General features: G+C 71.2%; 10 protein-coding genes. 5 read left to right on the top strand and 5 right to left on the bottom strand.

What is annotated here, in order from left to right; genetic code table 11:
• Positions 1–25 precede the first annotated feature (25 nt).
• Positions 26–403 carry a VOC family protein gene (locus A4E84_RS01450; RefSeq protein WP_062924789.1) on the top strand — a complete coding sequence of 126 codons (378 nt, stop codon included), beginning with the start codon at positions 26–28 and terminating at the stop codon, positions 401–403.
• A gap of 33 nt (positions 404–436) precedes the next feature.
• On the opposite strand, the gene A4E84_RS01445 is transcribed toward A4E84_RS01450, so the two are convergent.
• A complete protein-coding gene (locus A4E84_RS01445) occupies positions 437–1,546 on the bottom strand; it encodes a hypothetical protein (RefSeq protein WP_062924788.1) in 1,110 nt (369 codons plus the stop codon).
• A 2-nt stretch (positions 1,547–1,548) separates the two neighbouring features.
• Complete coding sequence (locus A4E84_RS01440) at positions 1,549–2,598, bottom strand: beta propeller repeat protein (RefSeq protein ID WP_062924787.1); 1,050 nt, start codon at positions 2,596–2,598, stop codon at positions 1,549–1,551.
• A gap of 166 nt (positions 2,599–2,764) precedes the next feature.
• Between A4E84_RS01440 and A4E84_RS01435 the strand changes: the two genes are divergently transcribed.
• Both A4E84_RS01435 and A4E84_RS01430 read left to right on the top strand, forming a co-directional pair.
• A complete protein-coding gene (locus A4E84_RS01435) occupies positions 2,765–3,112 on the top strand; it encodes an antibiotic biosynthesis monooxygenase family protein (protein WP_237304763.1) in 348 nt (115 codons plus the stop codon).
• A 149-nt stretch (positions 3,113–3,261) separates the two neighbouring features.
• On the top strand, positions 3,262–3,780 hold the full coding sequence (locus A4E84_RS01430; protein WP_062924786.1) for a hypothetical protein: 519 nt from the start codon (positions 3,262–3,264) through the stop codon (positions 3,778–3,780).
• Between the two features lie 357 nt (positions 3,781–4,137).
• Here A4E84_RS01430 and A4E84_RS01425 read toward each other — a convergent pair whose 3' ends face one another.
• Both A4E84_RS01425 and A4E84_RS01420 read right to left on the bottom strand, forming a co-directional pair.
• Positions 4,138–6,060: a protein-arginine deiminase domain-containing protein gene (locus A4E84_RS01425; protein ID WP_107308247.1), complete on the bottom strand. Its 1,923-nt coding sequence runs from the start codon at positions 6,058–6,060 to the stop codon at positions 4,138–4,140.
• 153 nt (positions 6,061–6,213) lie between these two features.
• Entirely contained in the window at positions 6,214–6,636 is a 423-nt protein-coding gene (locus A4E84_RS01420; protein WP_062924785.1) for a DUF350 domain-containing protein, read from the bottom strand.
• A gap of 149 nt (positions 6,637–6,785) precedes the next feature.
• Between A4E84_RS01420 and A4E84_RS01415 the strand changes: the two genes are divergently transcribed.
• Both A4E84_RS01415 and A4E84_RS01410 read left to right on the top strand, forming a co-directional pair.
• Complete coding sequence (locus A4E84_RS01415; protein ID WP_062924784.1) at positions 6,786–7,478, top strand: 2-phosphosulfolactate phosphatase; 693 nt, start codon at positions 6,786–6,788, stop codon at positions 7,476–7,478.
• A 209-nt stretch (positions 7,479–7,687) separates the two neighbouring features.
• On the top strand, positions 7,688–8,737 hold the full coding sequence (locus tag A4E84_RS01410) for an enoyl-CoA hydratase/isomerase family protein (protein WP_062924783.1): 1,050 nt from the start codon (positions 7,688–7,690) through the stop codon (positions 8,735–8,737).
• A 53-nt stretch (positions 8,738–8,790) separates the two neighbouring features.
• Here A4E84_RS01410 and A4E84_RS01405 read toward each other — a convergent pair whose 3' ends face one another.
• A complete protein-coding gene (locus A4E84_RS01405; RefSeq protein ID WP_062924782.1) occupies positions 8,791–9,831 on the bottom strand; it encodes a vWA domain-containing protein in 1,041 nt (346 codons plus the stop codon).
• Positions 9,832–9,990 lie beyond the last annotated feature (159 nt).

Raw genomic sequence — 9,990 nt, 5'->3', positions numbered from 1 at the left:
GAAGAGCCCCGCCCAGGATCGGTCCGTGATCGCTGATCTGCAGTGCGTGGTGCTGGACTGCCCTGAACCGGTGGAGCTGGCCGCCTTCTACCAGTCGCTTCTCGGTGGCACCGTCAACCGGCCGGACCGGCGGTGGGCGCTGAGTGACGCCTGGGCGACGTTGCACCCGGCGTCCGGTGTCGTCCTGGCCTTCCAACGGGCAGCGGCTTACCGGCCGCCCAGGTGGCCCGACCCGGCCGGGCCGCAGCAATTCCACCTCGACTTCGCAGTCGCGGACCTGGACCGGACGGAGGAACAGGTGCTGGCCCGGGGAGCAACGGTTCTGGACGCCGGTACGGACGGGCGGAGTTGGCGGATCTACGCCGACCCGGCGGGGCATCCGTTCTGTCTGGTCCGCCACTGACGGGCGATCCCCTCGTGTGCCCGGCCGGTCGCCTCAGCCGTGTCGCAGGATGCGTGGGGCGAAGGTGCCCTCGGGGCCGTCGGCGCGGCCGACCGACCACACCGTCGCCGTGCCCGGCACCGGCGCCAGGCGCAGCGTCCTGGAGTCGCCCTCACCGGCCACCGCCGGTTCGGCGTACTCGGTGAACGACCGGCCGTTCCAGGCGAGGAAGTCCGGCCCGGGGACCCACGGGGGAGTGCTGCCCGGAGGGCCCCACTTCTGCGAGCGGGCCACCGAGACCCAGCCCAGCCCGCCGGACGGGGCGGGCGCCAGTGACGTGATTCCGCCGAAGTCGGTGGGCACGGTCACCCGGTTCCACGCCTGCCCGTCCCAGCGGACCAGCAGGGGCGGAATCGGCCGCCCCACCGGGCCGCCGACGAACCCGGCCGTGCCACCCGCCCACACCTCCGTGGGCGAGACCGCCAGCACACTGCCCACGGCCGACCGCGGGAACCCGTCCACGACCATCTGCTGCCACGCCTGCCCGTCCCAGTGCGACACGGCCGCACCCGAGGCGGTCTCGCCGGCGGCCCAGACGTCGTCGGCCGCCAGGACGTGCAGGCCGTACACGGCTCCCGGCGGTGCCGGCACGTCCTGCCAGCCATGCCCGTCCCGGCGCAGCAGCACCTGCGCGCCGTCCCGCGAACCGATCAGCCAGGTCTCACCGCCGCCGGTGACGACCTTGGACGGCACCACACCCTGCGGCGGCCGGCTCTCGGACCAGGCGGCGCCGTCGAAGCGGAGCAGATGGGCACCGCCCGCCGCATCGCGGCCGACCGCCCAGAGGGCGGCCGGTGAGGTCCCGGCGACGGACAGCAGCTCTCCCTGCCAGCGGATCCCGGGCAGGCCCTGGCGCTGCCACGCCGTTCCGTCCCAGCGCAGCACCAGCGGGAAGCCCGGCGCCTCGCGGCCGACGGCGTCGGTACCCACCGCCCAGGCCCGGTCCGGCCCGAACGCCACGGCCTCGTTCAACCCGGCCTGCGGACGTACCTGCGCAGGGACCGGTACGTGCTGCCAGGACGCGGTGTCCGCCCCGGCCGGGCTCATGCCGGCCATGATCGTCATGGCGACGGCGAGGGCCGCGACGAACAGTCTGCGTAACATGGTCAGCCTCCCAGCCGCTCACTCATCAGGTTGGGTCTGGAGCCGTAGATCTCGACGGTCCCGAAGGACAGCAGTGAGGACCCGGCTCTCGCCAGTGCCCGAGGCCGGACGTCGATCGCGTCGGTGCGCTCGGGGCCGTAGGAGAAGGTGGTACGCGGGCCGTCCACCCGCGCGTACTTCGACCGGAACGCGAGGTCGCTGCGCACCGGCAGCCACAGCGCGCCGTCCGGACCGCGCACCATGGCCTCGGTGTGGGTGTCGCCCAGCGGCGGGTACGTGGTGCGCCAGGCGTGCCCGTTCCAGGTCATGAGATGGGTGCGGGCCACGCCGTCGGTGTACTGACTGCCGCCGACGGTGACCCGGCCGGACGGTTCGGGCAGGATCGTGTGCACGTTGCTGTCCGGCGGCAGCGGCACCTTCGCGTCGCGCCACGTCGTGCCGTTCCAGCGCAGGACGGTCGTCCCGGTGCTGGTGTCTCCCCAGGCCCAGGCGTCGGTGGCGGAGCGTGCGGTGATCCCCATGATGTACCGGACACCGTCCGGTGGGGACTGCGCGGTCCAGCCGGAGCCGTCGTAGTGCAGCACCTTCAGCCCGGTGTCGTCCTCTCCCACCACCCACGCGGCACCCGGCACGGCGGCGAAGTCCTGGTAGGTCCACAGGGTCTGCGGCAACGGCACGGTGCTCCAGCCTCCCGCCGACCGGCGCAGAATCCCGCCCGAACCCGAGCGGTGGTGGAAGGCCCACATCTCTTCGCCGACGAACTGCACCTTGCCGAGCCATCCCGGTTCGCCGGCGCCGGGGAAGGTGGTGTCCCGGTTCCACACCGTGCCGTCCCACCGGTACGCCAGGGGCCGCAGCCCTTCGGCGGCGTGCTCGTACCCGGTCGCCCACGCCTCGCCCGGCCCGCGGGCGGCGAGGTCGGACACCGTCACCGGAGGGGCCGCCGCCGGCACCGGCAGCGCCGACCAGCCCGGCGTCACGGCCGAGGCGGGCGACACCACCGCGGCACACGCGATCACGAGGCAGACGACGACGGCGCGAAGCCCGTTCACGAGACCTCCCCAGAACGCGAAGGCCGCTCACCTTATGGCCGCTCACCCCTGCTGAACAGACGTCACACGGCCAATCAGGAGTTCGCGGCCGGGTGGTTGTGCCATGAGGCGGGTGCGCGAGATCGTTCGGGGCGAAGCTGCCGGTGTCGTCTGTTGGAGGACCTCCGTGACCGATGTCGTGCCCGCGTCGCTGCCCGCCCCGCCCTACTACGCCGTGGTGTTCACCGCCGTGCGGACCGCAGGCGACAACGGCTACGCGGAGGCGGACGAGCGGATGATGAAACTCGCTGCCGACCAGCCGGGATTCCTCGGTGTCGACTCCGCCCGCGGGGCGAACGGCCTGGGGGTCACGGTGTCGTACTGGAGGGACGAGGAGTCGATCGCAGCGTGGCGCAATCACGCGGAACACACCTTGGCCCGTGCGCGCGGACGCGAGCACTGGTACGCCTCGTTCGCCCTCCACGTGGCCAAGGTCGAGCGTGCCTACGGTTTCACCCGCCCCGCGGAGCTGTAGCTCCACGCCCCCGGCGCAGCGGCGTTACCGCTCTCGGGCGGCGGCGGGAGGCATGCTGGAAGCCGTGACCGGCGTACGCGCAGCGCGGGTGCCGCGACGACCGAGCGGGGACGAGGGACCCGCGTCCTGGGACAGGTGAGGGGCATCAGATGGCGGACGACCGGCGAGCGGATGTGCCGCCCGGAACGGAGGCCGCTGTACTGGCGGACCGTCTCAAGGAGCGGATCTACGCGACCATCACGATGATCGCCGTGGTGGTCGGGCTCTCCCTCGGTGATGTGGGTTCCCCCGGCGCCGTAGCCACGGTCCTGACGACCGCACTGGGGCTGTGGCTCGCGGCGTTCGTCGCCGACCAGCAGGCCCACCGCACGGTCCACCGCCACTTCGCCACCGGCCGCGAGCTGCGCCGCATGCTGTACGTCAGCAGCCCCCTGCTGTCCTGCGCCCTGGGCCCGGCCCTGCTGATCGCTCTGGCCGCGCTGGACGTCCTGTCCCTGCACGCCGCGCTGCTGACGGCGGCGGGGGTGGGCGTCCTGTCCCTCTTCCTGTGGGGCTGTCTGGGCGGGCTGCGCATGGGAGGCGGCGCTCTGGCGGCGACGGTTGCGGGCCTCGCGGACGCGGCGATCGGTGTGGCGGTCGCCCTGGTGAAGGCGGCGGCCGGGCACTGATCCGGCGCGGTTGGGCGGACGGTGACGAGCCGCATCCCGTGGGGGCGGCCCGGCAGGCTGCCCGCCGAGCCGCTGCATCCGCTCTCGGAGCAAGTCGTCCGCCTGATGCGCCGCCATGCGCCCCAGGCCGCCATCGCGTTCAGCACCGACGGCGGCGACGGCGTCGAGGCGGCACAGCGGTGGCTGCGACGTCCGCCCGTACCGTCACAGCCGGTGCTGCGAGGGCGCCGGGAATCACATCGCCCTGTGGGAGGGCACCGGCGACGGCATCCCGGAGACCCGGTGGGCCGAGCCCGTCACGGGCCCGCAGTACGACGGGCCCCGCAGCCACAGCAGCAGCCGGTAACCACCCCCCTGCTAGGCCCGGTTACGGTTCGCGACCGGGCGCTGCCACCATGCCGCCGTCGCGTCGCGCAGGGTGTTGGTGCCGCAGTGCACCTCACCCATCCCGAGGTGGTACGTGTACCAGTCGTCGATGTACGAGACCTTCAGGCCGACCCGCTGGTAGGCGGCGGTGACGGCTTCGGTGAAGATGTCCTTGCCGCCGATGACGGGTCCCCACTGGCGGGGCGCGAGGTAGCGGTCGCGCCCCAGGAGCACGCCGTTGACCGCACCGGGGACGTAGGCGCTGGTCGTCACCGTCGCCGGAGCCGCCGCCCGCTGGGCGGGGTTCTCGGCGAGCCACTTCTGCTGGCCCTGCTCCCGGAGGCTGTCCACGAGGTCGGAACCGGCGCCCATGCGCGTCAGACGCGGCACGGGAACCTCCTGTCCGTCGGCGGTCAGAGCCTCCGAGTCACGGGTGTACAGCGCGGGGACCCGCACGATCTCCTCGTCGGTGACCCCCGTCTCGCGCTTGAGGATCTCCAGGTTGGCCGCGATGCGACGCGCCGCCAACTCGTTGTCGGCCACCAGGTGACGGGAGGCGAGCGCCTGGTCGATGGTCTCCTTGGGTGCCGGAGCGCCACTGCGCCCCGGCACGGAGAACATCTTCGTCCTGCCGTGGCCGTCGCGCTTGGCGTCGCGCAGCAGGTGCAGCCCCGCCTTCGGGTCGGCGATGCCGATGCGCCAGCCGCGCGGGGTGTCGGCGGGCAGGAACTGCACGAACTCGTCGACGTGGCCCACGCCCAGCCAGGAGGTGTCCAGCAGCAGTGGGTTCTGCAATCCCTGCGACGTGAGCATCGTCCGCATCACCTTAGACGGGCGTGCCCCGCTGTCCTTGCGCTCGCCCATGATGATCCGCCCGGCCGGGAAGGAGCGTCCGCCGTGCGTGTAGGGCGGGATGGTCTCCAGGTTTCCCATGGAGTTCAGCGACCAGTCGTCGGGCTCCGCCCCGTCGGTCACCTGCACGACACCGATGTCCCGGCCGCGCATCCTCTCGAACAGCTCCCGGCCCGCATCCCGGTTCGGCTGGGCGGAACGCAGCATCACGCGCATCACCTGCCGCCGGCCGCCCGGCCCGGTCATGCTGACGTAGGCCGGTTCGACGAAGTCCTGGGCCCAGCGGTCGGCGTACATCGTGAAGGTGACCAGGGGGGTCGTGACGCCGGCCTTCTTGACTTCCTTCTCGAGTGCGGCGACGAACTCCCGCTGAAGTCGACTGTCCGGGCCGCTGCCCTGGACCTTGGACACCATCACCTGCTGGGTGTCCTGGAGGTGATGCTGCGTCAGCAGCGGTGCGACGCGCAGGGTCACGGCGTCGGAGGTGACCTTCTGTCCGGCCGTCACCGTCAGCCGGACCACCGCACGGCCGTCCCACTTCGCGGTGTCCCGGACGACGTCGGTGGCCTCGACACCGAACTCCACACCGGAACGCAACTCGGCGGCCGTCAGCCGGGTCGCGGACGTCACCGGGATCCACTTGCCGGCACGCTTGAGGAAGAGGTGCGCGTGCTTGCCGCCCGTGACGATCTTCAGACTGCCCGTGGCGTTCGCGGGAAGGCCGGGCAGCGACACGGAACGGACCCGGGCGAGGTCGGCCGCGTCCTCGGTGCCGTTGACCTTCGTGTCGGAGCCGTCGTTGCAGGCGGCCAGCTTGGCGTCGGACAGTGGCTCGCCATCGGGCGCGGTCACCGGGCACCGCTTGGAGTCGTCATCGATGTTGGGCAGGAGCACGGCTCCGCGGTCGACGGACCAGGTGTCCTCACCCGTATTGTCGCTGCCACCGGTGACATCGACGCGCCCGTCGCGGTTCACGTCCGCCCGCAGATCGGCGCGTACGCCCGTCCCGGCGGCGAAGGCGGAGCCGGCAGGCCCCGCCAGCACGGATCCGGCGGCAGCCATGGCCAGGACCACCGACCCGGCCGGGTACAGGCGCGAACGTATAGGTCTGGGTGAACGCACGGCACGTTCCTCTCAGTTGGGGGGCTTCGCCCTGCAAGAGGTGGAACAGTGCCTGTGCGTTCACTGTGCTTCGAGAGTTACCCCGTCAGCGGTTCAGGCGATGGACGCCGCGATGACGGCAGACACGGCGAGGTTGCACGAGGCCGTCACCCAGACCGCGGGATGAGGCTCCGTCTCGACCAGCGTCGCACCCAGGCGGCCCGGCGTGACCAGGTCCACCAGCAGGAACGCCAGCGCCATCATCACCAGCCCCAGCAGCCCGAACGCGGCGGTCGAAACCAGCCCCTTGCCGAAGTCCTCGTACGTCGTCCATATCGACGTGAACACGATGCCGCCGATGCCGAGCAACGCGGAGCTGAGGACCGTGGCCGCGTTGCGGTTGCGCTGTTCCCAGATCTGCCGCCCGAGCTTGCCAGGCGTCAACACGTCGACCAGGACGATGCCGAGGAGCAACAGGACCAGTCCCAGACCGCCGTATGCGGCGGCCCGCCCGAGTCCGTTGACGATGTCGCTCATGGGATTGCCAACTCCGAAGCGTAGAGATCAAGGAGAGGCAAAATGTAGCGCACACGTGCAGCTCGCTGACCGGCGCCCGGTCGTCCGCGACGCCGACCTGTTTCCCGCATGTCGGACGACGCGGGAAGGGCATACGCGATCATGACCCGATGGAGACTCGGTTCCTTGGCATCCCGGAGCTCGCCGAAGCCCCGTCCGTGGCCGTCGTGGTCGACGTCATGCGTGCCTTCACGGTGGCTGCCTGGGCCTTCGCCCGAGGGGCGGAGAAGATCGTCCTTGCGGAGTCGCCGGAGGACGCCCTGGCGCTCAAGGCCCGTCACCCCGGCTGGGTGGCGCTCAAGGACGGTCCGCCCGCGCCCGGGTTCGACGCCGTCAACTCACCGGGGCTGCTGCGCTCTGCCGACCTCGCCGGGCGGACCGTCGTACAGAAGACGACGGCAGGGACGGTCGGCGCCCTTGCGGTCAGGGAGGCGTCGCTGGTGCTGTGCGCCGGCTTCGTGGTGGCGGAGGCGACGGCCCGGGTCCTGCGGACGCGCGAGTGCGACCGGGTCACGTTCGTGGTCACCGGCGAGGGCGGGCAGGCCGACGAAGACCTGGCGTGCGCCCAGTACATCGCCCTCAGGGCCACCGAGACCGGGACGGAGGCAACCGACTTCCTCCGGCGCGCCGGTGAGTCGCGTGCCGCCGCCGAGCTGGCGGAAGGCGTGCGGCAGGGCGTCCACCCCGACGACGTAGCGCTCTGCCTTGAGCTCGACCGGTTTCCCTTCGCCATGGTGGCGACCTCGGAAGGCTCCCTCATGGTCCTCCGCCCCTCGATGCAGAGCGCCGGGCCGGGCCGGTGACGCGACGGCTCGCGGGCCGGGAGTGGGGGCCCCTGCCACACCCGGTCTTCGGGGCACCGTAGGGTCCGCGGTGGCGAGGTGATCCGGAGCCGGCGGGGGCGGACGAAGGGGCCTCCACGTGATGGGAGACGAAAGGGCCTCCACATGATGGGAAGGGAATCGGCAGTCATGCGCGTCATCGTGGCCCTGGACCTGCGGGAGGAGTTCCGGTGAGCGGAGCCGAGGAATCCGAATCCGTCCTCTTCCACACCAGCGGGCGGGCCGCCCACATCACACTCAACCGGCCTCGGGCCCTGAACGCCCTGACGCACACCATGGTCCGCCGCATCGACGAGGCCCTCACCGAGTGGGAACGGGACCCCGCCGTGGCGACCGTCGTCATCACCGGCGCGGGGGAGCGGGGCCTCTGCGCCGGCGGCGACATCCGCGCCATCCACGACGACGCCCGCGACGGCGACGGGACGGCTTCCGCCGCGTTCTGGCGCGACGAATACCGCCTCAACGCCCGCATCGCCCGCTACCCCAAGCCGTACGTCGCGGTGATGGACGGCATCGTGATGGGGGGCGGCGTCGGTGTCTCGGCGCACGGCAGCGTCCGTGTCGTCACCGAGCGGTCCCGGGTCGCCATGCCCGAGACCGGCATCGGCTTCGTGCCGGACGTGGGCGGCACCCATCTGCTCGCCCGGGCTCCCGGGGAGTCGGGCACGCATCTGGCCCTGACGGGCGCTCAGATCGGCGCTGCCGATGCGCTGTGGTGCGGGCTGGCGGACCACTGCGTACCGGCGGCCTCCCTGCCGGAGTTCCTCGACGCCCTCGCCGGGCTGCCCGTGGAGGAGGCCCTGGACGGCCATGTGCGGACACCACCGCAGGGCGTCCTGGCCGCCCAGCGCGACTGGATCGACGACTGCTACGCCGCCGACACCGTCGAGGAGATCGTGCGTCGGCTGCTCGTGCACGGCGGCCCCGCCGCCAAAGAGGCCGCGGAGACCCTGCTCGCCAGGTCGCCGACCGCCCTCAAGGTCACCCTCGCCTCCCTTCGCCGCGCCCGGAAGCTCGGGCTGCTGGAGCCGGTTCTGAACCAGGAGTACCGCGTCTCCTGCGCCGCCCTGGACGTGCCCGACCTGGTGGAGGGAATCCGCGCCCAGGTCGTCGACAAGGACCGCCGGCCGCGCTGGTCGCCGAAGACCCTGGACGAGGTCACCGACACCGATGTCGAGCGATTCTTCACTCCGCTCGGAGAGCGTGAACTCGGTCTCTAGATGGGGTGCCGGGGGCGGCTAGCCCTCCGGCACCCCACCGTCTTCAGGACGTGTCAGAGCATGAGCAGCAGTCGCGTGTTGGGCACGAGCTTCCGGTTGACGCTGGTGCTCTGCACGAAGATGGTGAAGTGGTCATTGTGGTCCGGCTTGACGCGGGCTTCCGCGTCGGGCAGTCCGAGCAGGCTTCGCGCCTCGGGCCCCGTGTACACGCGGTCCGTCTTCTTCTCCAGCACCGCGATCTGCTTCTGCGCCTGGATCTTCTCCGACTTGCTCAGCTGGTAGTACGCAGCACCGGTCCGGTAGGTGTGCCCGCACTCGATCACCCACTCCCTGATGGCCGCGTCGCGGGCCACCGGTATCAGCTGGTACTTCGACGGATCGACCGGCGTGAGGCCGGCCGCCTTGATGGTGTCCTGGTTGACCGCTTCCGCGCCGGTGGAGAACACCGCGCGCGATCCCCGGATGCCCTGGGTGCGGCCCATCATGAAATTCTCGGTGGCCTGCCGGATGACCTGCCCGGCCTCCTCCAGGCCCTGCGTGCTCGTGGCGTCCCAGATGGCGATGTTGTCCTTGGGGAAGCCGCACTGCATGGCCTCGCGCTTGCCCATCTGGTCGGGCACCAGGACGGCCAGCGTCCAGTTGTCCTGCTGCGTCTCGATCATCCGGGCCACGGCCTGGACCAGTTCACGGGGATCCCTGGCCGGGGAATCCGGACAGCGGTGACTGGCGTTCTCCTGCCCGTCGGTCAGCACGAACGTCAGGAAGCTGTGATCGCCGTAGAGCTGGGCCGTCTGAGCCAGCTCGTGCTGTGACTTCAGCGCGGCCGCCAGGAGGGCCGTCATGCCGCCCGTCCGGTACAGCTGCTTCAGCGACGGCATGCGCAGCACGTCCTTGTCGTAGATGACGCACTGCACCTTGTCGGCGAAGACGTACACCGTGACGCGGGTCTCCTGGTCCAGTTCCTTCGACCGGCGGGCCAGATACGCGATCTGCTGATCGGCGACTTCGACGACCTTGTGGCTCAGGTGCGACATGGACGAGCTGGCATCGAGCACTAGAGCAACGTGATTGATGTAGTTCTGGCTTCCGGACATCACAACTCCCCCTGGTTTTGGTGTTCCGGTTGGATGCTTCTACTTTCTCACCCACCACTGACAATGGATCTTGGTTCCGGGCGCCGGGCAGCCAGGCGTGGGATCCGCGTCCCGGGGTATCCGCTTGCCGCTGGACGGGAAAGGGCTGCGGCACCTGGG

The sequence above is a fragment of the Streptomyces qaidamensis genome (assembly GCF_001611795.1).
GTDB classification, from domain to species: Bacteria; Actinomycetota; Actinomycetes; order Streptomycetales; family Streptomycetaceae; genus Streptomyces; species Streptomyces qaidamensis.
This window is presented reverse-complemented; position numbering and strand designations above follow the sequence as displayed.

What these genes read in the sequence shown, in the direction of transcription:
- A4E84_RS01445 (WP_062924788.1), bottom strand. Translation starts at nt 1,546, where the DNA reads ATGTTACGCAGACTGTTCGTCGCGGCCCTCGCCGTCGCCATGACGATC.
- A4E84_RS01430 (WP_062924786.1), top strand. Translation starts at nt 3,262, where the DNA reads ATGGCGGACGACCGGCGAGCGGATGTGCCGCCCGGAACGGAGGCCGCT.
- A4E84_RS01425 (WP_107308247.1), bottom strand. Translation starts at nt 6,060, where the DNA reads ATGGCTGCCGCCGGATCCGTGCTGGCGGGGCCTGCCGGCTCCGCCTTC.
- A4E84_RS01420 (WP_062924785.1), bottom strand. Translation starts at nt 6,636, where the DNA reads ATGAGCGACATCGTCAACGGACTCGGGCGGGCCGCCGCATACGGCGGT.
- A4E84_RS01415 (WP_062924784.1), top strand. Translation starts at nt 6,786, where the DNA reads ATGGAGACTCGGTTCCTTGGCATCCCGGAGCTCGCCGAAGCCCCGTCC.
- A4E84_RS01405 (WP_062924782.1), bottom strand. Translation starts at nt 9,831, where the DNA reads ATGTCCGGAAGCCAGAACTACATCAATCACGTTGCTCTAGTGCTCGAT.